We start from the raw sequence: 23,952 nt of genomic DNA, 5'->3' as shown, positions 1-23,952 counted from the left end.
ACCTTTTTAGATGAATACATATCTCTTTTGAAGAATAAAATTGTAGAAAAAGCCTACCAGTAAAGCAACAGCGATTTTGGAATGTAGATAGTTGAGACCCAGGTAATGGGTGAACAGGAACACCCCCGAGGCGTTGAGCAGAAAGCTTCCGCCCCACACCAGGAAGTATTTGGTGGCCTGCGTAGGGATTGCTCTATGAGCGGCATGAAACACCCAGGTTCTGCCTATGGAAAAATGCGTAATTCCCCCGGAAATAGTGCCTGCTACAGTGGCGGCTACATACCATACACCAAGAAACTCTACCGCAAAAATGGTCACCAGAAAGTCAACCCCAGAAGCAATCAGGGAGGCGGCTTGGGACCGTAAGAAGGTAAACATTTAGGATAGATCTATGATTAATATGATTTGCAGGACCACATTGGCGTACACCCCGGAAAGCACATCGTCCAGCATCACGCCCCAACCGCCAGGTAGGCTTTCGGTTTTTCTGATGCCAAAGGGTTTTGCGATATCAAAGAAGCGGAACAAAACCAAGGCAGCCAGCAGCGTAGCACCCGTTACCGGAATGAACAGGAGGCTGATGCACATGCCGGCCACCTCATCAATCACTACTTTCTTGTCGTCTTTGCCCCAGTAAGGTTCCACTTTATAAGCAGACCAGACACCCAGCGCTGTGATCAGCAACGCGGCACCTGTTTGCCAGAGACCAAGCTCATTCCCACCGCCCTGCCACAGGTACCAGACCAGGCAGGTGGCCACGGCCGCAACCGTACCTCCGCCCTTGCCCACGTACCCGATGCCCAGGCTGGTGGAAATGAGTTTGTGTAATTGTATCATGTAGATATTACAGCGTATCTACTAAGTCCTGGTAGTAATCCAGACCTAAGTGCGTGATCAAATCTTCACCCTTCATGTGACGCAGGGTGTTCTGCAGTTTCATCAATTGCTTGAAGATGTCATGCTCAGGTGCCAAACCTTCGGCGGTCTGCGGTGACTTGTAGTAGAAGCTCAGCCACTCCTGGATGCCGCTCATGCCCGCGCGTTGCGCCAAATCCGTGAACAGGGCAAGGTCAAGAACCAACGGCGCGGCTAAGATGGAGTCACGGCACAGGAAGTTGATCTTGATCTGCATCTGGTAGCCCAGCCAACCGAAGATATCGATGTTGTCCCAGCTCTCTTTGTTGTCACCGTGAGGCGGGTAGTAGTTGATGCGCACCTTGTGGTACATGTCGCCGTAGAGCTCAGGGTTGGACTCCGGACGGAAGATCTCATCCAGCACGCTCAGCTTGGACACTTCCTTGGTTTTGAAGTTATCCGGATCATCCAGCACGTAGCCGTCTCTGTTACCCAGGATGTTAGAGGAGAACCAGCCTTTCACGCCCAACGCTCTGGCGTGCAGACCTGGGGCCAGAATGGTCTTCATCAAGGTCTGGCCGGTTTTGAAGTCTTTTCCTGAAATAGCGATGCCGTACTCCTGCGCTAACTCTACAATAGCCGGAATATCTACAGTTAGGTTTGGAGCACCATTGGCAAAAGGCACACCCATTTTGATGGACGCATACGCGTAAATCATGCTTGGTGCAATGGCCGGATCGTTGTTTAACAGACCTTCTTCAAAAGCTTCAATAGATCTATGTACTTCTGACTCCTCGATGTAAATCTCAGTAGATCCGCACCATACCATTACCAGACGCTCGCAGTTGTTTTCCTCTTTGAAGGTACGGATGTCTTCCATCAGCATCTCAGCCAGTTGCATTTTGTTGGCCCCCTCTTTCACGTGGGTACCGTCCAGGTTGCGGGCGAAAGACCGGTCAAACACCGCTTTCATTGGCTTAAGTGCCTCCAGTTCTGGTCTGATGGCGTGCAGCAACATCGGCTCTAACACTTTCGCGTTTGTTGCCGCTTCAAATACGTTGTCTGCATACACATCCCAACCACCAAACACGATGTTGTCCAGACCAGCCAAAGGAACGAAGTCTTTGATAAGCGGGAAACGATCATCGGTGCGTTTGCCCAACCGGATACGGCCCATCTGAGTTAGGGAACCCACTGGCTGTGAAAACCCTTTCTTGATTGATTCAACTCCGGCAATGAGGGTAGTCGCCACCGCTCCTAACCCTGGCATCAAAATCCCTAACCGACCTTCGGCGTTCTTAACTTGATAATCCATTGTTCTTAGATAATGTAAATCACTTATTTATAACCACTTATTTGCTTTATACCACTGCAGCGTATGGGTAAGGCCTTTTTCAAGCTCATACGCCGGGGCATATTGTAAATCTTTTTGAATGCGGGCGATGCTGCAGTTCCAGTTCTCTGCCACCAACTCGCTTATTTTCTCCCGGTTCAAAGCGGGGGTTTTGTCTCCGGCAAACTTTTCAGACAGAACCGCTATGATCTTGACCAACCCCAACGGAAGGTGAACTCTGAGGGCCTGCTTCCCGAGGACTTTCTTAGCCAGATCAGCCAGCGCATACCGTTCGTAGCTTTTGCCATCAGACACGTTGTAACTGGTTCGGGTCACCCCAGACTCTAAGGCCTGCAGCACTGCCTTGACCAAATCTTGCACGTACACAAAGCTTAGCCGCTGGTTTTGTTTGCCTATGTAAGGATCCAGCCCTTTGCTGATGGTGGAGAAAAGGATAAAAATGTCTTTTTCTCTTGGACCATACACCGCTGTAGGGCGCAACACTATCAAGGGAAGTTCCTTTACTTCTGCCAGGTACTTTTCGGCCAGTAGTTTGCTTCTGCCGTAGTTTGTCACGGGATTAGGTTCAGTCTCCTCCGTGATGGTTTTGCCCTCTTTATAGGAAATCGGCCCCAAAGCGGCCAAACTGCTGATGAAAACAAACTTCTTCAGCGGAATGGCAGATTGCACTGCTGCTAAAGCCAGATTCCTTGTGTACTCGGCATTCACTCGGTTGTACTCCTGGGCCTCTTTGGCTTTGGTGATACCAGCAGCATGAATGATGTAGGCGTACTGCTTTTCTTCCAGTTCCTTCTGCAAGGCCGCTACACTGGTAAAGTCAAGGTGTGTGTACTGAATTGGGAATTGCTTCAGATGGTTTACCTCACTGGATGGACGCACCGCCGCAAAGACTTCCAGTCCTGCGTTTACCGCTGCTTCCACCAGATGGTAGCCCACAAAGCCACTGGCTCCCGTGATCAGTACTCTTCCGTTCATATCGCCTTTTCGTAGATGCGGTATTTTTTGTAAGGTTTGGCGTCCATGTTCAGGAGGCCTTGGTTCATAAGGGTGTTGTTTTCCAAAATCCAGGAAGCCTCTGCCACTTTCATTTTCTTCTTTTTGAACTGCTCCATGGCATGGCCGTAGAAGCAGGCTTCAATGCCCAATTTGCGGTAGCCTTCCAGCACGCCCAAGGCAATGATGCGTAAGCCGTTTATCTTCTTCTTTTGGAAAAGCAGCTTAAAAATACCCGTTGGTAAAAGCCGTCCTTTCTTGACGTTGATCAGGATCTGGTTAATGTCTGGCAAGGACAAAGAGAAGCCGATGATCTCCCCGTTATGCTCGGCCACCATGCAGAAATCCGGGTCCAGGATCATTTTCATGTCCTTGGCCATGTGGTCAAATTCCTGGGGAGTCATAGGCACGAAGCCCATGTTTTTATCCCATGCCTGGTTGTACACCTCCCGCAACTTGGCCACTTCTTCCTTGTACTTCTTCAGGTTGATCTTCCGGATGATGATGTCTTTTCGGCTTAATCGCTCCTCTAGCACCTTCGTCATCCGAAAAGGCCGTTCGTTATAGTGTTCGGTGAACTGATACGCAATCAAATCCACCTGCTTGGTCAGCCCTGCCCTATCCAGCAAATCCAGATTATAGGGTTTGTTATAGGTCATCATCACCACGGGCGGAGAGTCAAAGCCTTCCACCAGCATTCCACAGGTCTCATTGGTAGAAGGATTCACTGGCCCTATCATGGTCTCGGCACCTTGCGCCTTCAGCCACTGGGCAGCTACTTTAAACAAGAGATTGGCTACTTCCTGGTTGTTGATGCAATCAAAGAACCCAAAGAACCCGTCTCTCTTGCTGTTGGTTTGATTGTGGTTTCGATTAAGGACGGCAGCAATCCTGCCCACTATCTTTTTCCCTTCATACACCAAGAACGGCTGTACAGATGAGTGCTCATGGAACGGATGCTTGCCCGGCGTAAGCAAATCCCACTGGCCCAGGAATAACTCTGGCACGTAGTTAGGATCACCCTTAAACAGCGCATGCGGAAAGTCAATGAAGGCTTTGAGCAGTTGCTTGGAGTTAACGGGCAGTACTTGCCACATACAGTTCCTGGCTTAGGTTAATCTCTAATTCTTTGAAAGCTTCGGAGAGTTTCTCTACGGCTACTTCAATCTGGGCAAACGTATGCGTAGCCATCACTGACAGACGGATGAGCGTTGAATCTGCCGGTACCGCAGGGCTTACTACCGGGTTCACGAAGATGCCTTTGTCCTGCAGAAGTTTGGTGAGCAGAAAGGTCTTGTAATTGTCCCGCACATAGATGGGAATGATGGGAGACTCCGTGGGCCCTAACTCAAATCCTTCTTCTTGTAAAAGTTGGGTCATATAGAAGGTATTAGCCCACAGCCGCTGCCTCCATTCAGGTTCGTTCTCCATAATATCCAAAGCCGCCAATGTACTGGCTACCGATGCCGGGGACATGCTGGCGCTGAAGATAAGGGAGCGGGCATGGTGCTTCAGGTACTGGATGGTGGCATGATCAGCCGCAATAAACCCTCCCAAAGAAGCCATGGATTTACTGAAGGTACCCATGATCAAATCCACTTCATCGGTCAACCCGAAGTGGGAGGCGGTTCCGGCTCCTTTTTCGCCAATCACCCCTAAACTGTGGGCATCATCTACCATGATGCTGCCGTTATAGCGTTTGGCAATCTCCACCAGTTCGGGCAACTTCACTATGTCACCTTCCATGCTGAAGATACCGTCTACCACAATCATTTTAATGGCATCAGCGGGTAGTTTGCTGATTTTGCGCTCCAAATCTTCCATGTCATTGTGCTTGTACTTGAGCACCTTGGAGAAGGAAAGCCGGCTTCCATCAATGATGGAAGCGTGGTTGAATTCATCTAATAGAATATAATCGTTGCGACCGGTTAAGCTGGAGACTACCCCCAGGTTTACCTGAAACCCAGTGCTGAACACCAAAGCGGCATCTTTGCCCAAAAAGGCAGCCAGCCTTCTTTCCAGTTCCAGGTGGAGATCCAGCGTGCCGTTCAGGAATCTTGATCCCGCGCAGCCTGTGCCGTAGTCATCAATGGCCTGCTTGGCCGCTTCCTTTATCCTTGGATGATTGGTAAGGCCCAAATAGGCATTAGACCCAAACATCAACACTTTCCTGCCATCTATGATGACCTCTGTGTCCTGAGCCGATTCAATCGATCTGAAATAAGGATAAGCGCCTACCTCCTGGGCCTTTTCCGCTGCCATTTCAGGAGCAGATTTCTCCCGGTTTGCCAGCCTCTCGCTTAATTTAATTGCCATCTTTTTAAGTAGACAGTTACAAGTCTCATGATAATCTGCTGGTGCAGATTTCTTACATAATCAGTTTCTCCTCAAGAGCTCCAGAGGAGGGTGGTGGTATCAAGAAATTAGTTGACTAAGTCAACCATTAAGTCATTTAGTTGACTTAATCAACTATTTGTATAAAAAATTTTAATCTTGTTTTCTTAAATGCAGCGCTACACGCACGAAGGTGTCTACTTCTTCTTTGGTTAACCCTTGCTGCAGTTTTGTATTTACCCTATGCTCAATCTGAAGGGCCTGCTTTAGTAAGGTAGTCCCTAAGATAGTTAAGTGTAGGTTCTTCTTTCTCTTGTCACAGGTATCACCGGTCCTTTCCACCAGTTGTTTCTCCTCTAGGGTTGTAATAACTCGTAATACCGCAGACTTATCAATTTTTACAATATCTGCTAAGTCTTGCTGGATAAGTGTATTACCCTTAGAAAGTAGATTAAGGAAAATGAAATGCTGGTATGTGATATCAAGCCCCGCTTTCTCAAACTCCTTCTCCACAGCTTTCCCTAAAATCAAACCAGTTCTGGCTATTAATAAGCCTAGATGTGCCGCATCATTCATATCTTCCCCTGTTACTGTTGCAAAATTGCGGAGAATAGTTGACAACATCAACTAATTAGTGGTATCTAAAAAGATAGTACCTCACCATTAGGCAAAACGTGTGCTTACCCAGCAAGCTAGGTTTTCATTTATAGAGGATTATATACAAAACGAATTGAAAGTATTCCTTTTAAAATTTTTTGGTTTACTATTATGCAATCTTGACGACTAAATTATAAACCTCAACTGATGAATCTAAATGATTTACTATAATTACCTAGGTGTTTGATCTTAAAATGGTTCAATGACTAGTCTTACCTTTGAGGTTTCATGGCAGCTCTAATATTTATTCAATGGGGTATTGTAGTTTCTACAAAACAGGCCAACGTAAGCTCAACTGTCTAGATAAACCTGTCCTTAACTTATGTCTTTGATTTCCCCAAGCAAAAGTCTTTGGCGCCTGAACTTTATAATGGCTATTTTCCTAAGCCTTATTGACTTCTTTTTCCTTTACATTGGCATTGGCAACAAACCGACAACCTATTATTTCTCTGCCCAACTAGCCGTAATGCTGTTTGGAATTGGGGCTTGTCATATTCTTATCTTTAATTATTATTCTTTAAGGGGGCAACTTACCTCTAAGTCTTATAAACTACAGCGTTACCTTCTCAGCCACTTTTATAGCGCCGGCATTCTATTAGTTTCCTGGGCGGCTCTATTTTCAATTAGCAACATAAAGATTCCCTTTGACTTCAAACTAGTGCTGTTTATTATAGCAGGCATTGTTTTAGCGAATTCCCTGATTCTGGTTTTTCAGGATTATATCATTCTCCTACACAGAAAGGCACAAACGGAGATTGAGAACCTGCAATTGAAAGGCGCAGTGAGTGAGGCTTCCTTGCTGGTGTTGAAGCAACAAATCCATCCGCATTTCTTGTTTAACTCTCTTAATACGCTGAAGGTGTTGTATGAAGTGAATCCAGAACAAGGGGAAACTTACCTAGTGCATCTGGCTAACTACCTGCGGGCGGCGATCTCAGAAAACGAGAAAAGCATTTCCACATTAGCAGCTGAACTGCAGCTTTGCCACGACTACATGGAGATGCAGCGAATTCGTTTTGGAGAGGCGTTGCATTACCAGGTAAACATCAACCAAAATAAAGCCTTAAAAGCCCAGCTACCTTTTTTCTCCCTGCAGCCTCTGCTGGAGAATGCCATTAAACACAATGAGTTAACTGAGGCTTCCCCACTTACTATTCATGTGGATCTCCTTGGAGACTGGATAGCCGTCTCCAACAACATTCAACCAAAAAGGCATAAGGAATTCTCAACCGGGCAGGGTTTAATGAATTTGGCCCAACGGTATAAATTGTGGAATGGAGAAGAGATAAAGGTGGAAGAAATGGGCAAAACATTTTCCGTAAGCATTAAATTGCAGCATCAACATGGAGATAGTAATCATAGAGGATGAGCGCCTGATGGCTGACTACCTGGCCAAGACGCTCAAGAAGCTTCAGCCAGACCTGCACATAGCAGGAATAGTACACTCTGTGAAAGATGGCATCTCCTATTTCAGCCAGCACCCCATGCCTGATCTGGTGATTAGCGACATACAGTTAGGAGACGGGTTAAGCTTTGAGATTTTTTCTTCTATACCCGCCACGGTACCGGTTATCTTCTGCACCGCCTATGATTCCTATGCCTTGCAGGCTTTCCGGGCAAACGGGATAGATTACCTGCTGAAACCGTTTACCGCAAGTGCCCTCTTGAAAGCCTTGCAAAAGTATCTCGCCTTCTCCAAAGTTGGAGCAGAGACAAAGCAGACGCAGCTCATGTATGAAAAGGTCATGAAGCTGTTCACCGAGCGGGAAGAACAGAAGGCATCGGCTATTCTGGTGCATCACAAAGACCAGATCCTGCCTATCAGGCTAGAGGATATTGCTTTGTTTTACCTGGAGCAGGAGGTCACCCAAGTAATGACCATGGAGGGGAAAACGTATTTCATTGCCAAGAGCCTGGATGACTTAGGGAAAGAGGCCGGAACTGGATTCTTTAGAGTCAACCGGCAGACGTTGGTAAACCGTATGGCCGTGAAAGCGGCCTCCAATTACTTTTCAAGGAGGCTAGCCCTCGTTCTCTCCATCCCCTTCAAAGATACCGTTACTGTAAGCAAGGAAAGAGTACCGCAGTTCCTGCAGTGGCTGGCTACTGCCTGATAAGCAATTCCCTTACTTAGGTAAAGTATTTTATACAGTACGTAAAATTGCAGTACTGACGGTTTCTGGAAGACACAACATCCTAAATAAACGTTTCGGATCAGCCTCGTTAACCGTCCATTCCCCCTCCATTTTGTCCGCTTGGGGAAAATATTTCCCTCTTGGGCAAAGACTTATCCTCTATTTTAGAACATAAAGGCATTCCACAATGCTTCATGACAATCTATGAACAAAGTGTGTCTTCCTACTCTCATGCTTAGAACCCCAAAAACTCTGCATCACTTGATCTGACAAGAAGATTTAACTTGTTATCCTTGCCATCTGGTGGCAACCTACCTGCTCTCATGTGCAATGTTAATAGTATGCCATAAGAAACATTCAGATTCTACATTTATAATGTGCCTGTGGTTAATCGTGCTCTTAGAAATAGCAATTTAAAGCTAGTTGAAATGCCTTGGTTAAACATATAAACTGAAGTTTTCAAACAGCCATTTTGCTTACACCTTTACATATTAGTGCCTAGATACTGCTTAAAACGTTTTACATGAAAAATTTCCTTCTTCTATTTGCCTTCACTTTTTATGCCGGAACTAGTATTGGGCAATCGTTACAAGATCAGCAAAAAGCCCAGGTACTGGATTCTTTAAGGGCAAGTTATGTAGATAAATTAGCGTGGAAGAATCCACTTGTAAGGCAGGCCGGTATATCAACAGATATGTTTGCTTCAGGAGATATTACATCTGATTTGTACGGCAAACCTTTTTTTGAAGGGAAATACAGAACGGTACGAACCAATGCTTATTTCAACGCCCCTATTTTAATCAAAGGCAAAAACAGACTTTCTGGAAGCGTAGCTATAAGTCACCAGACAATGGAATTAGATAAGATTATAAACTATGAATCTTCTTTTCCTTTGGAAAAAACCCAAGTTCATAATACTCTTCTTAGCGGATCGCTAACCTATACCCGAGTTGACTCACTATTTAACCGCCCCGTTATCTATTCTGTAACAGCCTCTACGTTAGTAGATCCCGTCACTGGACAATACAGGTTCAATGGAACAGGTGTTATGACAATGACCTTACGAAAAACCGAGAAATCTACCTTTTCTGTAGGTATGATTGGTTTACTAGATCCATCTATTCCAATTCCGATTATTCCGTTCATCAGCTATTCATACAGGTTCAAACCCGGACTTGAATTCTCTTTGGATCCGTCGGCAATAGCCTTGCGCAAAGAGTTTGGTTCCCGTAACTCACTCTCACTTTCCAATAACATAGGAGGAAATCTTTCTCTCTACAAACGTGATATCGTGAACTTACCTATTGAACACGCCTTCTCAACGCTTGAAATGAAATCAGGGCTTGTGTTTGAGCATTTGGTAACCAATAAAATGATATTTACGGTTAGTGGAGGTATACGTTCAACGTTCACTTCCAAAGTATTTGAAGGCCAGAAGAATTCGGATGAATTTATCAAAAACACCCAACCCCCTGTTCCTTACCTCCGACTGGGCGTTTCATTTCTTCCATTTTGGTCAAAGTAGGGGGCTAACATAAAATATTAAGGTATATGTGAAGACCTTAGCAGGTATGTACCCCATGATAAATTGCCTGTTTTATTCTTTCTTGATTTATATGTGGGAGGATAAAAATAGTTTCCCATATTATTTGTTGTCATCCAGGAAGGATCTTGTTTGCGGACGGCAGTAGCGAACTATAGGTGCTTTTCTAGTTTGCCCACAAGATCTTTCCAAGATGACAAAATAGGGAAAGGAAATTCTGTCTGCATACTAATCTGTTGGCTTAAGTTCCAAACAGATCAGAGACTTTCTTGTTAACATTTACAGAACATGGATAGCTGTTCTGCGCTTGTGCAACGATTTAGAGCATGTTTACTTTTTGGCTCGATAAGCGAAAAAGTAAACATGCTTTTATCATATTATCATCACCAATGAAACAGATGATATTTGTTCTTACTTACACGAAAGAATTCAAACCCTGAAAATCTATTTAAAGCAATTCCGGTTCAAAGTACTGTTTCGTTATTTCTCTTAGCGCAGCTCTAATCTTCCCTCTTTATTTCTCTTTGGAAGAAAGCCCATGATTCAAGGAAAATATCAATATCTCTGGGGAAAGCATGTGACCCGTTATTCACCCGCAGCAACGTTACTTCCGGTTTTTCTTCTTCCTTATAGGTATACCGGGTAATGGTTTGCCTATTGGAGGTGGTATCTGCATCCGGCAGTTCTTCCATGATGGGTTGTCCTTTGTAACCTGCCACGTCTGCCCAGTACTGAAAGGAACGTTCTGTAGACCGTACCTCTCCCCACGAGGTGCCACTCATGATCATCTTGCCGCCTTTATATGGATTGAGCGGGTCAAGCGTACCGTTGGTGATCAGGACGGCAACGGGCTTTCTTGCTTCGGCACAGTCCATGTTGGTCGTGTCCGGCACGTTGGCTACGATGGCGCTAATCCCTCGGCATTTCCGGGGCATCGTCATCGCTAGTTTATAGGACATATGACCGCCGCCGGATAGACCTATCGCAAAGAACCCTTTCTTGTTTACCTTGTGGTTCTTTTCGAAATACTTGATCATCGCATTGAAAAATGCCTCTTCGTTGATGTCCTCAACGTTTGCTTCTGAAGTCGCCCCTTTTCTACACTCGTTCCAGTACTTCTTGTACCCGTCCGGATACACTAAAAGAATGGCCTCTTTCTCAGCTTTGGCCTGTAGCTTTGCTGCGGGTTTCATCATCGTTTCCCCGTTTCCATTTGAACCGTGAAGAACAAAGAGCAGGTTCCTGCCTTTGACTTTCTCTTTCGGTTTAGAAAAACGGAACGTCCGGTAATGCCCCTCAATCAATACAGAATCTTTGGTCATGGACTGACCCTGTGCCTGCAAAAAGGAAAATACAATTAGAATAAGACCAAAGTAAACTTTCATATCATTGTTGTAGGTGGGTAAAACTTATCATGTTAAGGGCGGGAAATAAAGCGATCTGCTAAACATTTAACTCCCTCATTCTGGCTGAAGCAGGCCATTGGCGTTTAGCCACTCTCCAAAATGATTGATCCAAGGGTCTGATAATTTGTTTTGCTTGTTCATACCAAAACCGTGACCACCATTCTGGTACACCATTAACTGGGCCTTCTGATTAGCCGCTTTCCATTTAGTATAGATTTCAATGCTAACAGGTACCAGCCTTAAGGGGTCATCCGAAGCTACGGCTATAAAGGCAGGCATCTTTTCGGATGGGGTATTGCTGCCTACTATATTTTTATCCCAGGCATAGATGGGTGCAATGAAATTAGGGCGGGTTTCATTTGTGGCATTGTAAGCAACTGACATGGTTACTCCACCTCCCGCCGAAAAGCCCATAAAACCGATACGGTCTGGATTAATCTTATAGGCACCCGCATTCTTTCGTACATGTGCAACCGCAGCCAGGCCATCCTTCATGGCAAGTGGCGTGACTGGCTTAATTAATGAATCAATTTTTCCTGAACCAAAAGCAGCTCCGAAGGCTTTGGAAGGGTCTCCGGTAATATGTACAAGTCGGTATTTCAATACAAAAGCGGTCACTCCTTTTTTGCTAAGCCATTCCGCTACCTCATTCCCTTCTGAGTTGATAGACAACGTATATAACCCTCCACCGGGAGCAATAATGACAGCCGTACCCGTATTGACCGGGCCTTGTGCGGGGTACATGGTCAAGGTAGGTTCTACCACATTGTAGACCAGCTTAGATTTACCTTGATTGGTATCAATGGTTTGCTCTTTCCAATTCCAGGACTCTGACCCAGCAGGCTTGCCTTTGTACAAAGGAATAACCTTCTGCTGCCCAAAGGAAAGGGTTGTTACCAGGAGGAAAAATAAGAACAGAAATGGTTTAACCTGAACTAAGTTTTTGTACTTCATCCTTTTTAATTAGAAGCTGTGTAGTGAATTAAAAAAATGTAGTGCAGACATTATAACATCATTCCTGTTTTCGGCCTGTTTTCATAAAAACAGGCCGAAAACAGAAACTTTGAAACGGCAGACTATCTATAAAGCACATCCATGAAAGCTCTGAACAGCTGCTTAGTTAGAACCTTTCCACTTCTTATTTGGCTAATAAGCTTTTCATTTTCTTACTAATCATAGCCGCTGCTCTTTTGGGGCTCAGCCGATACAGCAAGTCCATTATCTTAGCATCGTTCCCTACAAACACCTGATAGCTGTCTTTCTCCATTCCAGCTACAATAATCTGGGCTGCTTTTACCGGCGAAAGTACCTTGGCAGATTTATTCTCTTCAGATCCCTGTCTTGGGTTATTGATGCCAGAATTTTTGGAAATATTGGTTTTCACCGCCCCAGGAAAGACAACGGTTACCTTTACGTTGGTACCGGACAATTCTGAATTCAACCCTTCAGACAAAAGTTTCACTGCTGCCTTAGAGGCTCCATAGATGGTTTGTCCCGGTACGGGTAAGAACCCGCCCATGCTGGAGATATTTACAATGTGCGCTTCCGGACGGGTAAGAAGGTGCGGCAAGAAAGCTTTCGTCATGTAAAGCTTACCAAAGAAGTTTACATTAAAGACCCGGTCAATGATCTCATAAGAAACGTCAGCAACTTTCATAAAAGGCTGAATAATTCCTGCATTGTTGATGATGCCATCTACATAACCAAAGCGGGCCACCGTATTCTTGAAGAGCAATTCTACAGACGTTTTATTACTGATGTCTACCACCTGAGTAGCTAATGCATTTTGACTGTCAGATGCAAGCGCAACCGTTTCCTGTAGACCAGCTTCGTTGATGTCTGCCGCCATCACTTTTGCTCCTTTGGCCAATAGGTGGAGTACTAACTCACGGCCCATGCCGCTGCCACCACCGGTTACAACAATCACTTTATTTAGAACCTTCATCTTTATGACCTCATTATTTGGTTACATCTGACGCTACTGTTGTTTTGCCTTTGGCAACCCCATTCTCATTGAAGGCATCAATGGAGAAATAGTATTTCTGGAGCCGGCCTAAACTGTGAATGGTTACCGTATCTGTGTTAAGAACCTGGTAATTATGATAGAGCTTATCAGGATGGGTACCAAAACGAATGTTGTAGCCAGTCGCATTAGGGGCTTTTTCCCAGGATAGCGTCACGTTTCTACCATCCTCGGGGTCACGCGTAGCTTTAAATGCAGCAGGAGAAGAAGGCAATTTACCAGTACCCTTGCCGAAGATTCGAAGTCCAGATACCGCAAACTTTCCGTCAGGTACATGGTAATTGGTGAGCCTTACATAACGTGCTTTCACTGGTTTTGAAAGCTCAATGAAATCATGAGGCACATCGGTTTTGTTTTGGGTTTTATCGGCCAATGTTTTCCAATTCTTCTTGTCAGTAGAGTATTCCAGCAGATACTGGTGGTAAATGGAATCTGAACGACCTAAAAGAGCAGTGGCTTCTTCGGCAAAATTGACCTGAACGGCGCTTAATTGAGAGGTATTCTGCAAATCAACCATTACCCACTCACCTTTGTTTCCGGTTTCAGCGCTCCAGTAATTGCGGATTTCTTCATTGGTAACATTGTCTTTAGGGTGGCCAGACAAAGTTGAAGAAACCTCTACCGGCTTGCCGTAGGAAAGCAACATGGAAGAAGGTTGATAGTCTTCAGGGCCTTTCAGCTTCTTTTGGGGCACTCTGTGCGGAAAATCACCAAATGCAGTATACGCATAGAAGGTACCGTCCTTATCAAAGAAAGCTGGAAAAAGCCCTATACGCCGCTCAAACTGATGCTTCACTGAGATGGTCATCGTTGATATCTGCCAATAGTTTCCATACTTATCCTGGAAGGTACTGCTGTGGCCGGCACCAGCAATGAAGCCTTCCGGCTTATAGGAAAAAGGATTGTGATCAGCAGGTTTAAAGGGACCTAAGGGTGAATCTGAGATCTGCATCCCATCAGCGTAGCTTTTGTATTGCGTACCGGGCACTGAGTACTGCAAATAATACTTGCCCTTGTGTTTTGTCATCCAGGGACCCTCCAGCCAAGGTCTCCCTTTTGCAGTATTATAGTCTCCATTTCTTTCCCATCCATTATCACTATTGTTTGTATTGAACAACTCAACTGGTGATCCAATGGGACTAAGTGTCTTTCTATCCAATTCAACCCCTGAAATTGGTTTGAAGTTAGAAAGCCCATAATACAGGTAAAGCTTGCCATTGTCATCTAAGAACAAATCTGGGTCACCTGTGAAAAACGGAAAGTTATCTTTGGCCACCTTCCATTGACCGGTTGATGGATCCGCTGATTTATAAATCCGCTTGTCCAAGGCCATGAAATAGACCGTGTCTCCTATTGCCGCAGCTGTGGGCGCATAGTCTTCTAAGGGAAGGTCACGTGAAGTGATGAAAGTCCAGTTTATCAAGTCTTTAGACGACCAGTACCCACCAGATTTTGAGGCAAATAAGAAATACGTATCCTTAAATAAAATAAGGACTGGATCAGCCGCTTCACGACGTGATGGTTTGTCTAACTGGAACCTGTAGTTTAAATTCAGGGGGTTACAGATGGTAGTTTGTTCTTTAGAGGCTTGCGCATAAGCACCCAAAGCGTTGCAGCCGACAAACAGGGATAAAGCAATCCTGTAAAGTGTTTTCTTATTCATGTTCCGAACTTGGAGTACCAGTGACTTTTTTCGTTTTAAAAGGCACCATGCTTACAATACAGTAAGTTTTACCTTTTCATATTTATCAGAGGAAGGGCCTACCATGATGGTGAAGTCACCAGGTTCCACCACTTCTTTCATGTTGAGGTCGTAAAACTTCAGGTGTTCAGGGGTGATGGTAAGGCTTACCTTCTTTGTTTCTCCAGGCTTCAGCGCCACCCTTTGGAAGCCTTTCAGTTCCATGACAGGCCGGGTCACTGAACTGACTTCATCACGGATGTATAACTGCACAATTTCTTCGCCCTCTCTTTGACCGGTATTTTTTACATCAACAGTAACGGTCACGCTTTCTTTTGAAGAGATGGTTGGCTTAGAAATCTGAAGATTGCTGTACTGGTAGCTGGTATAGCTTAACCCAAAGCCAAACGGGTACATAGGCGTAATGCTGTCAAATTGGTAGGGCCTGGTTCTGGCGGAAGGCTTTCTGAAGTAGTAGACTGGCAAATGTCCGGCAGAACGGGCAATAGAGATGGGTAGTTTACCAGAAGGATTGTTATCACCAAACAGGGTTTCTGCTACCGCATAACCAGTTTCCTGCCCAAGATACCAGCACTGCACTATGGCCGGAACCGAGTTATTAAGATGAGCAAAGGAAATAGGCGGGCCACTGAACACGAAGGCGGCAGTAGGCTTGTTCAGCGCTTTCAGGGAATCAATCAACTCATTCTGGTCCCCTAGTAACTCCAGGTTGGCAAGGTCACCGGCTGCTTCTGGCGTGGTGGCTTCCCGTGAAATGCGCTGGTTGCCGCCGAGTACCAGTACAATTGCATCCACATTTTTGGCCAGTTTCAACGCCTCACTGATGAGTTTCTTATTTTGCTCGTGAGGTGTCAATTTTGTGGGTCCATAAGGCGACCCCTCATCCGTCAGGCGGCTTCCTTCGGCATAAACCACCTCTACATCTTTGTACTTCTCTTTAATGGCAGCCAAAGGTGAGATAGCATATTTTGGTATTTGTGAATATCCTCCCAAAATACATTTGTCAGCATTGGGCCCGATGATTGCAATCCGCTTATATTTTTTTCGGTCCAAAGGCAGCAGATTACCTTCATTTTTCAACAGAACCATTGATTGGCGGGCGGCTTTAAGCGCAAGTGCCCGGTGTGCGTCTGAACCAATGACTGCGGTTTGCTTCTCATTGATGTAGGGACGCTCAAATAAACCTAATAGAAATTTTTGCTCCAGAACCCGCTGCACGGCGCTGTTTACGTCCGCTATGGAGGTATACCCTTTCTTGATTCCTTCAGGAAGGTAGCTGAACATGGCTTTATTGTCAGTAAGCTCAATGTCTACCCCGGCGTTCACCGCCTTGGCACCCGCCCCGGCACTGTCAGCAGCAACATAATGGAAGGTTTTAAGATGAGACACTGCCATCAAATCTGAAATGATGATTCCCTTGAAACCCCACTCATTGCGAAGTACATCTGTGAGAGCCCATTTGCTGGCATGGGTAGGTATACCACTGATCTCATTGTAGTTAGGCATAACCCCCAAGGCTTTCCCTTCTGTAATGGCCGCCCGGAAGGGTGGGAAATGCACTTCCCGCAACCAACGCTCAGAAGCAAAGACAGGCCCAATGTTGCTTCCGTTTTCTGACTGACCATGGGCCCCAAAGTGTTTTAGGTTGGCCACTACATGATTACTGTCAGGAACAGCAGCGTCTCCCTGTAAACCCTTTACTTTTGCTACTCCCAACCTTGAAGCCAGGTAAGGATCCTCCCCCGTAGTTTCCTCAGTACGTCCCCATCTTGGATCCAACCCTAAGTCAACTACTGGTGCCAGCACCCGGTGCGCACCAATTGCTCTGGCTTCTTTCGCTACAGATTCAAATACTTCCCGGGTTAAGGCTTCATTCCAGGATGAGGCCATTCCCAGGGCAGAAGGATACATAGTTCCATCTTTGACCATCAACCCGTGAAGTCCTTCTTCCAGGAATAGTACAGGGATACCCAGGCGTGTACCGGTAATAAAATAACGCTGCACCTTGTTTGCCAATCCAGCCACTTCTGCGGGATTGGGAGTTCTGGTAGGCGAAAGAACATTATTACCATGACTAAGTTGTAGAATCTCCCCTAATCCGTTGGGGAAGTTTGCCTGAGCTTTCTCCCAATCAAATTCATTGCGGGTAAAAAGCCTGGCTTTGCCAAACCACGGTGACTGGAGCTGTACCAGCTTTTCTTCCATAGTCATCTTGGAAAGAAGGTCCTTTGCTCTTTGGGCAATCGGCTTTCGGTAATCTTCATATACATCCAAGCGGCCGTTGCGGTTGAAATCCCTAAACCGAAGATTCTTAACGGTGATAAACTTTTCCTGGGCGTCTTTTGGAGTAGAGGTTGTATTAGCGGCCTGTTGACCAGAAGCTACCAGCGAACCTGCCCAAATGGATAGCGTGGTCAGCCAGATCTTTTTCTTTGCGGAAGGGTGCATTATCATAATTTTTAAATCTCGTTTTGTAAAAAGGCCAAGTAAATCTGCCATACCTTAATGGTAGTAGGTTACTGACCCTATATTTTAAGCTGCTTAGCTATCCCTCTTAGAAAGAGGTGGATTATTGAAGCATCGGTTGGGGCATGCTGTGTTTCCCTGATAACTCCTGCTTTAACTAAGTGCTAGGGTTTGCTTGCGTGTTCTATGTAAGCCTATTTCATCCATTTATTTTTGCGCATCCAGACAAATAAGGGCTGCATCCATTCTTCAGCTGGTTGAAAGAGAACAAAGCCATGGCCTCCTTTAGGGTAGAGGTGCATTTCTGCGGGCACTCTGTTTTTTAGTAAGGCTTCATAAAAACGGATACTATTCCCAACTACCACCATGGTATCATCTCCGGCGTGCGTAAGCCAGGTAGGCGGAGTTTGCGCCGTTACGTGCTGCTCATTGGAAAAGAGTTTTATTTTATCTGACGTTGGTTTTGTGCCCAACAGATTATCCCGAGAGCCCTCATGCACCAAGCCTTTTTCAAAGCTGATCACTGGGTAAATCAACACGGAAAAATCGGGACGTAAACTAATGGCTTCTTTGTTAGGAATATAGGCCGTTCCAAAATGCGTGGCGGCAGTTGACGCCAGGTGCCCACCCGCGGAAAAACCCATGATGCCGATTTTGTCCGCGTCTACATTCCATTCTTTTGCTCTTTGACGAACAAGCTTAATCGCTTGCTGGGCATCCTGCAGGGGACCTATGCTTTTGTCAAGCATGATAGAGTCAGAAGGCAGGCGGTATTTCAGCACAAATGCCGTGACTCCATACTTCGAGATAGTTTCTGCAATGCGTTTCCCTTCTACATTGTCATTCTCAAACCAATAACCTCCTCCAGGGCAGATGATAACAGCAGCCCCACTTGCTTTTTCTTTTGAAGGCAGATACACGGAGAGAGAAGGATTTAAAATCATTCGCTTTTTCAGGACCATGCTTTCCCATTTCTCTGGCACCTCCCCTATTTTGTAACCGGTAGAATTGGGGATTGCCCCTGAGTAAAGAGGAACCTCTTGTTGAGCTGATGCCGCAAACGACAATAACGTGCCTAAAATGGAGGCCGCCAATCTTGGAAACAATGAAAGAGAAACTCTTATTCTATTGTTAAGGAAACAAGCGAATAGAGCCAATGGCAAAGACAGTAAACATGCTATCATGCTAACTGTACCTTTCTTTACATCTTCTATTTGACTGTTTTCCATTTAACTTTTTTTTAATCTGTCACCTACAGCATCTATGGTTGAATTCTATTTAAAGCCGTTTTTGGTCTGTTTTCCTGAAAAGAGGTCAAAAACGAAAGTGATAACCTTCCCATATTCTGCTTTGAGAAGAAGTAATATTGCTTGAACTACTTGCCGGAATTCGCTTTACTAAACAGGTTCACTGTTTCAATGAATAACCTCAAAAGAGAGGTGTTCTGAATTAAAATGGATTGCATGCGCTTAGAATGCTTTCCTTTTATTTATCCGCTACACATCGAAAGCCGGTGTGCTGAAGGCCGGTATCAGGGGAAGTTTTCATTCTTGCTGAAACCCTGTAACTGCTGCAGTAAGAAGCGTGGCAAAGAAATGAACCGCCCCTTACGACGCGCTTTGGAACAGTGGGTTCTTCGGGGTCATATCCCATTGATGGGCCTTTCGGATTGACAGCTGTTTGGTCAGCGGTCTGTTTGTAGGTATCTCCCCGGTACCAGTCAGAACACCACTCCCATACATTGCCGGCCATATCATACAGCCCATACCCATTGGGGGCAAATGATTTTACCGGTGCCAATCCTACAAAACCATCTTTCCCAGTATTGACATCCGGAAAATGCCCCTGCCATATATTGGCTTTTACCTCACCACTTTCCACATCTTCTGTTCCCCAAGAGAAAGGTTTGTTAGACAGACCGCCTCTTGCCGCCCATTCCCATTCAGCTTCTGTAGGAAGGCGTTTGCCAGCCCATTTCGCATAGGCATTGGCGTCTTCCCAAGAGATATGCACAACAGGGTAATTTTCTTTGCCTTCAATAGTGCTTTGCGGTCCTTCCGGGTGACGCCAGTTTGCCCCCTTTGTCCAACTCCACCATTGTGAAGCATCATTGAGAGCAACCATCTGTGCAGGCGGGGTAAAAACCAGGGAAGATGCCACCAAAAGGCTAGGATCCGGCTTCGGTGTACCAGGAGGTAATTGCTTCTTGAGCTCTTCCCAATCTGGTGCTTTCTCTGCTGTGGTCACATAGCCGGTAGCATCCACAAATTTCTTGAATTGTGCATTCGTTACTTCCGTCGCATCCATCCAGAATCCATCTACTCTCACATTGTGCTGCGGGTATTCATCTGGCCTGCCTGTTCCGTCTGGGGAACCCATCAGATAGGCTCCGCTTTCAATCCAAACCATTCCTTCTCGCATGGAATCATTTTGCATTCCAGTGGGAGCTGTGGAAGAACTATTTGAAGTGGCGGCAAAGCGGTTAGGCAACTTCTTCACGCAACAGGAAAGCACTATATCCTTTTGCTTTTCTGCGCTTTGGCTATAGGCATCATTTGATGAAAACAGCCCTGAAACAAGAGCAACAATCAATACAATTTTACACCGTTTCATGAGCAAGGCTTTTTGAAATGTGTGATGTTTTAGTGGGATGAGTTCAACTGCCTTCAGACGTATGCAGTTGAACTCATCTGTAGCAATTCAAACCTTGAGTTTACTTAGAAGCGCCTGCCTCAGGGGCCTTTGCAGGTGCCTCTATATCCAGAAGTGGTGCTGCCATTACCATGTTCTTCTTGTGTTCTTCGAAAACCTTTTTCAGTTCTGCTACAATCTCCGGATGTTTTTCAGCCACATCGTATTTCTCAGATGGGTCAACTTCAAGGTTATACAGCAAAGGGGGGTTATGCTCCTCCAGAGGTTTTCTGGAGTAGTTTGCCATGGTGCTAAAATGCGCTTTCCAAGGCCCTTTACGAACCGCCTGCAAACGATCCTGGTGATAGTAATAAACGACATCTGTTACCGTCTCTTTTTTCCCTGTCAACAAATCAGTGATGTCATTTCCGTCTACAACTCTATCTGTAGGCACCTCGGCTTTAGCCAGGCGAAGAATGGTTGGATATAAATCCATTGTTGTTGCAACGGAGTAGGAGATTTGATTGGGTTTAATTGTCCCTGGCCACCAGGCAATTGCAGGCACCCGCATGCCTCCTTCATAAGTGGTGGATTTACCTTCATACAGTAATCCTGCGGAGCCTCCTGTTTCGTCTAAAGCCTTCCATAACCAAGGCCCGTTGTCGCTGGTAAAAATTACGAAGGTATTTTTATCGAGTTTTTGCTTTTTCAATTCATTCAGGATCTCTCCTACACTCCAATCCAGTTCTTCTACAACATCGCCATACAAGCCTCTTTTACTCTTGCCTTCGAAATCTTTAGATGCGAACAAGGGCGTATGCGGGAAGTTGTTGGCATAGTACATGAAAAACGGTTGTTTCTTGTTTTTCCTGATGAAATCCAACACCTCTTCTGTGTACCGTTTCGTTAGTAACCGCTGGTCGGGTTCTGTTTCAAGTACTTGCTCATTTTTGTACAATGGAAGCGGTGGGTTTACAGTACCGGTAGTTTTTCCTGCAGCACTAATTTTGCCCATGTCATTTGAGTAAGGAATCCCGAAATAATAATCAAAGCCATAGCGCAAGGGTAAGTATTCAGCCTTACTTCCGAGGTGCCATTTGCCTACAATTCCAGTTTGATAGTTCTGCTTTTTCAGGGCCTGTGCAATGGTTATTTCTGAATGCGGCAATCCAGTAGGTGAGTTTGCGGTAAATACACTATTCTTTTTCCCATAAACCCCATTCCTTACGGGCAACCTTCCTGTTAACAAAGCAGATCTGCTTGGCGTACACACATTGGCCCCAACATAAAACTGCGTGAACCGCATGCCTTCTGCTGCCATTTTATCCAGATTAGGTGTGTGAATGGTGGGATGCCCGTAACAACTCAGGTCACCATAGCCAAGATCATCGGTAAAAATGATGATGAAGTTTGGCTGCTTTCCAGTTTGCGCTTGTGCTGAAAAACAAGCAAACAAAACAAGTGCGAGTAGTAAACGCATTCTGTTTATATTGATAGTCATACTAGTTTGATTTCTTAGAAATTGATAACTATAGTTTTTGTCTGCCAGATTTTAGTCTCTTAGAAAATTGATCGTCTTTCGTTTTCAAGCTGTTTTATGAAAAACAGCCTAAAAACGAAAGCATCTTTTCATACAATTCCTTTAGGGCTGTTTGAGTCTATAATGACCTATAGAAAATGAGACTAATTGACAGAATAGCTATTTAACAACTACTCTTACCCGCCCAAGATTCTTGATCTTTGTATAGGGAGTGTTGGTATCTCCTTCCCGCTGAGATGCTGCCCGCAACGTCACAAAGTAGGTACCTGGTATAGAATATTTGTGCGTGGCTGTTAGTGTCACTTGCGAAGAACCGTTCTTTCCTGCACTCAGCTTTCCTGTCACAGGGAAAGTGCCTTTACCTTCAAAGTCCCATTCGGCAGAAACAACTGCTCCGGCATTTGAAGGAACATCAATCACCGCATTGAACGTAACAGGCTTGTTCCTCTTCACCTCTGCCTTATCTGCGCCATTTGCCTTTAATGTAACAATTGGCTGAATGCCTTTTCTTTCTGCGGCAGTGGCAGGTACCTCTACCTGACTGTCTACTATCTTATAGGCGGTACTCTCCGGTGGAGACACCCCTTTTTCTACCCAGTTGCTCAGGTCTCTTAATGCCTGCTGCAATACTCCCAGATAACTCACCAGGTGTGTTGGATCACCAGGATTTACGAAATCGGCATGGTTGGCATGGTCGGTGTACCAGAGTCTGAAGTTATTATCCAGGCTGTCTCCCAGATTCTCCTTCACTAAGGAACGATACCAGTCTGCCTGCCAAGGAAAGGCTTCACTATCCCACAAAGACTCCACTACTATCATCTTCCCCTTGAATTTTCCAGTGGGTAATTCTCCCGTGGTTGCCTTTGTAAAGAGAGGTCCTAACAGCATGCGGCGCTGTGGGTAAAGCGGTTTACCTTCTGCATCCCGGAACTGGTCCCAGGCACGGTATTCCTTCCCGGGTACCTGGTGTCTGTGGTACGTTTGGGCAGCCAGGAAATTTGAATTATCTACCTGTACTTCGTCACCAGGCTTAATGGCAGCTAATACTTTCAGGTCAGATGTTCCAAGAATAATCTTATCACCTGCTATAGCAGTTATTAATAAGGTTTTTCCTGCCGCAGCTCCACTTTTAATGATTAAGTCACCACCTAAAAATTGCACATCGGGCAGCATATCTTCCAGCTGAAAGGCCACTGGCATGGTTCCTTCTTTTTCACCCAGGTTCTTCCAGGCAGCGTCGGCGGTTCCGTGTGCTTCTCCAGGTAGAGGACCATGGGTTATTCCCATTTGAATAGCCTTTTCCTCAGTGATGGCCTCTTTTATTTTGCTGACCTTTTGGATACGCCCTTTTAAAAGTGAAGCAGGTGGATTAGCTCCCAGATATCCTTCCTCTTTCCAGAAATCAGTAAAATACTTTTTATCCACCATGAGTAAACCTGGGTAGATAGCCGAAAAGGCATGAATACCCATAGTCTTATAGGCATGCCAGGCTTGAGGAGGAAACCCTAATTTAGTTACTTCCTCAAGTGCCTCTCTCTCCTCCTGGTTCAGGCCAGCATACATATCACCGCTCCCGCCAGGCTCCAGTGCATCATTGATTTGCGGAAACTTATCCCACAAAATGCGCATGGCGTGCATGCGCACCGTGAAAATATTTGGAATAGCCATAGGAGAACCAATCACAAAAGGAACTACACCGTCCCATACGCCCTCTGTATTCTCCATGCTGCCAATGGTCCGGTACGCACCACCACTCCCGCCAAAAGCATACCCATAGGTGCGGTGCTCGCCATACATTTGCTTGGCCACTGCCTTAGAATATTGCGCACTGGCGGCATTGGCCCGATATGCCCCAATGGTAGCATCTGCGCCCAAGCCAGGCAATGCGGCTTTACCACCACCATTGGTTTCTATGAAATAAGCACCACTGGCAATTGAAAAACCAATTTTATCACCTTCGCCTTTTGCCCCCTGCGATAACTTTTCACTATCTGGTACTGGAGTAATGTATTGAAAGAAACGTCCCTGATATTGGTCTTTTTGCGGAAAGTAAAAGGAAAAGCGGGTATCCGTTCCTTTAAATCCACCATGGACATACCGGTGCCGAACAGGCGCATTCCGCCATTCATCTACATCTACATAGGGTTCTTTGAAAAGCGTGTCTGTAGTGGGCGTATACTTTTGACCGAATGACTTTGTAAAGCTCATTAAGCCCAAAAGAACACACGCAATTATGTACGGGTATTTGGCTTTCAATTTCATCTTCAAATTTGAACATGTACTAATTGTGATCTTTTTAAACTTGCTGCTACA

The 23,952-nt window shown here is 45.4% G+C and carries 19 protein-coding genes; 3 read left to right on the top strand and 16 right to left on the bottom strand.

Annotation, left to right across the window (positions count from 1 at the left end; translation table 11 throughout):
* Positions 1-6 precede the first annotated feature (6 nt).
* The 7 genes from ACW9SV_RS18510 to ACW9SV_RS18480 form a co-directional block, all read right to left on the bottom strand.
* Entirely contained in the window at positions 7-378 is a 372-nt protein-coding gene (locus tag ACW9SV_RS18510) for a GtrA family protein (RefSeq protein WP_479558253.1), read from the bottom strand.
* Positions 379-837, bottom strand: coding sequence for a phosphatidylglycerophosphatase A family protein (locus tag ACW9SV_RS18505; protein WP_479558252.1), 459 nt, complete (start codon positions 835-837; stop codon positions 379-381). It lies immediately after the preceding gene.
* Between the two features lie 7 nt (positions 838-844).
* On the bottom strand, positions 845-2,170 hold the full coding sequence (locus ACW9SV_RS18500) for an inositol-3-phosphate synthase (protein WP_479558251.1): 1,326 nt from the start codon (positions 2,168-2,170) through the stop codon (positions 845-847).
* Positions 2,171-2,197: 27 nt separating this feature from the next.
* Positions 2,198-3,184 (bottom strand): NAD-dependent epimerase/dehydratase family protein, encoded by a 987-nt coding sequence (locus ACW9SV_RS18495; protein ID WP_479558250.1) that lies wholly within the window; start codon positions 3,182-3,184, stop codon positions 2,198-2,200.
* On the bottom strand, positions 3,181-4,299 hold the full coding sequence (locus tag ACW9SV_RS18490; RefSeq protein WP_479558249.1) for a GNAT family N-acetyltransferase: 1,119 nt from the start codon (positions 4,297-4,299) through the stop codon (positions 3,181-3,183). Before ACW9SV_RS18490 ends, ACW9SV_RS18495 begins: the two co-directional genes overlap by 4 nt.
* Positions 4,277-5,518 carry a serine palmitoyltransferase gene (gene spt / locus ACW9SV_RS18485; protein ID WP_479558248.1) on the bottom strand — a complete coding sequence of 414 codons (1,242 nt, stop codon included), beginning with the start codon at positions 5,516-5,518 and terminating at the stop codon, positions 4,277-4,279. The genes ACW9SV_RS18490 and spt overlap by 23 nt, the downstream gene beginning before the upstream one ends.
* Before the next feature lie 171 nt (positions 5,519-5,689).
* Positions 5,690-6,112, bottom strand: a complete 423-nt coding sequence (locus ACW9SV_RS18480; protein ID WP_479558247.1) for a MarR family winged helix-turn-helix transcriptional regulator — start codon at positions 6,110-6,112, stop codon at positions 5,690-5,692.
* Between the two features lie 547 nt (positions 6,113-6,659).
* Here ACW9SV_RS18480 and ACW9SV_RS18475 point away from each other — a divergent pair.
* The 3 genes from ACW9SV_RS18475 (at position 6,660) to ACW9SV_RS18465 (ending at position 9,853) form a co-directional block, all read left to right on the top strand.
* The gene (locus ACW9SV_RS18475; RefSeq protein ID WP_479558246.1) at positions 6,660-7,562 is read left to right on the top strand and encodes a sensor histidine kinase; all 903 of its coding nucleotides are present in this window, start codon (positions 6,660-6,662) and stop codon (positions 7,560-7,562) included.
* Positions 7,537-8,307: a LytR/AlgR family response regulator transcription factor gene (locus ACW9SV_RS18470; RefSeq protein ID WP_479558245.1), complete on the top strand. Its 771-nt coding sequence runs from the start codon at positions 7,537-7,539 to the stop codon at positions 8,305-8,307. The genes ACW9SV_RS18475 and ACW9SV_RS18470 overlap by 26 nt, the downstream gene beginning before the upstream one ends.
* Positions 8,308-8,851: 544 nt before the next feature.
* Entirely contained in the window at positions 8,852-9,853 is a 1,002-nt protein-coding gene (locus ACW9SV_RS18465; RefSeq protein WP_479558244.1) for a hypothetical protein, read from the top strand.
* A 518-nt stretch (positions 9,854-10,371) separates the two neighbouring features.
* Here the strand turns inward: ACW9SV_RS18465 and ACW9SV_RS18460 are convergent.
* The 9 genes from ACW9SV_RS18460 to ACW9SV_RS18420 all read right to left on the bottom strand — a co-directional run bounded on the left by ACW9SV_RS18460 (position 10,372) and on the right by ACW9SV_RS18420 (position 23,847).
* Positions 10,372-11,193 (bottom strand): CE1 family esterase, encoded by an 822-nt coding sequence (locus ACW9SV_RS18460; protein ID WP_479558243.1) that lies wholly within the window; start codon positions 11,191-11,193, stop codon positions 10,372-10,374.
* Positions 11,194-11,331: 138 nt separating this feature from the next.
* Entirely contained in the window at positions 11,332-12,231 is a 900-nt protein-coding gene (locus ACW9SV_RS18455; RefSeq protein ID WP_479558242.1) for an alpha/beta hydrolase, read from the bottom strand.
* A 184-nt stretch (positions 12,232-12,415) separates the two neighbouring features.
* Positions 12,416-13,222, bottom strand: coding sequence for an SDR family NAD(P)-dependent oxidoreductase (locus ACW9SV_RS18450; RefSeq protein WP_479558241.1), 807 nt, complete (start codon positions 13,220-13,222; stop codon positions 12,416-12,418).
* Positions 13,223-13,235: 13 nt separating this feature from the next.
* Positions 13,236-14,963, bottom strand: a complete 1,728-nt coding sequence (locus ACW9SV_RS18445) for a family 43 glycosylhydrolase (protein ID WP_479558240.1) — start codon at positions 14,961-14,963, stop codon at positions 13,236-13,238.
* Positions 14,964-15,014: 51 nt separating this feature from the next.
* Complete coding sequence (locus ACW9SV_RS18440; protein ID WP_479558239.1) at positions 15,015-17,450, bottom strand: glycoside hydrolase family 3 N-terminal domain-containing protein; 2,436 nt, start codon at positions 17,448-17,450, stop codon at positions 15,015-15,017.
* 212 nt (positions 17,451-17,662) lie between these two features.
* Entirely contained in the window at positions 17,663-18,697 is a 1,035-nt protein-coding gene (locus ACW9SV_RS18435) for an alpha/beta hydrolase (RefSeq protein WP_479558238.1), read from the bottom strand.
* Between the two features lie 256 nt (positions 18,698-18,953).
* Positions 18,954-20,081, bottom strand: a complete 1,128-nt coding sequence (locus ACW9SV_RS18430; RefSeq protein WP_479558237.1) for a formylglycine-generating enzyme family protein — start codon at positions 20,079-20,081, stop codon at positions 18,954-18,956.
* A gap of 100 nt (positions 20,082-20,181) precedes the next feature.
* Positions 20,182-21,579, bottom strand: coding sequence for a sulfatase family protein (locus tag ACW9SV_RS18425; protein ID WP_479558236.1), 1,398 nt, complete (start codon positions 21,577-21,579; stop codon positions 20,182-20,184).
* A gap of 219 nt (positions 21,580-21,798) precedes the next feature.
* Complete coding sequence (locus ACW9SV_RS18420) at positions 21,799-23,847, bottom strand: PKD domain-containing protein (RefSeq protein WP_479558235.1); 2,049 nt, start codon at positions 23,845-23,847, stop codon at positions 21,799-21,801.
* Positions 23,848-23,952: the final 105 nt, after the last annotated feature.

Source organism: Rufibacter sp. JT20002 (assembly GCF_056491185.1).
The sequence above is the reverse complement of the archived record's forward strand: the minus strand, read 5'-3'. Positions and strand labels throughout refer to the sequence as shown.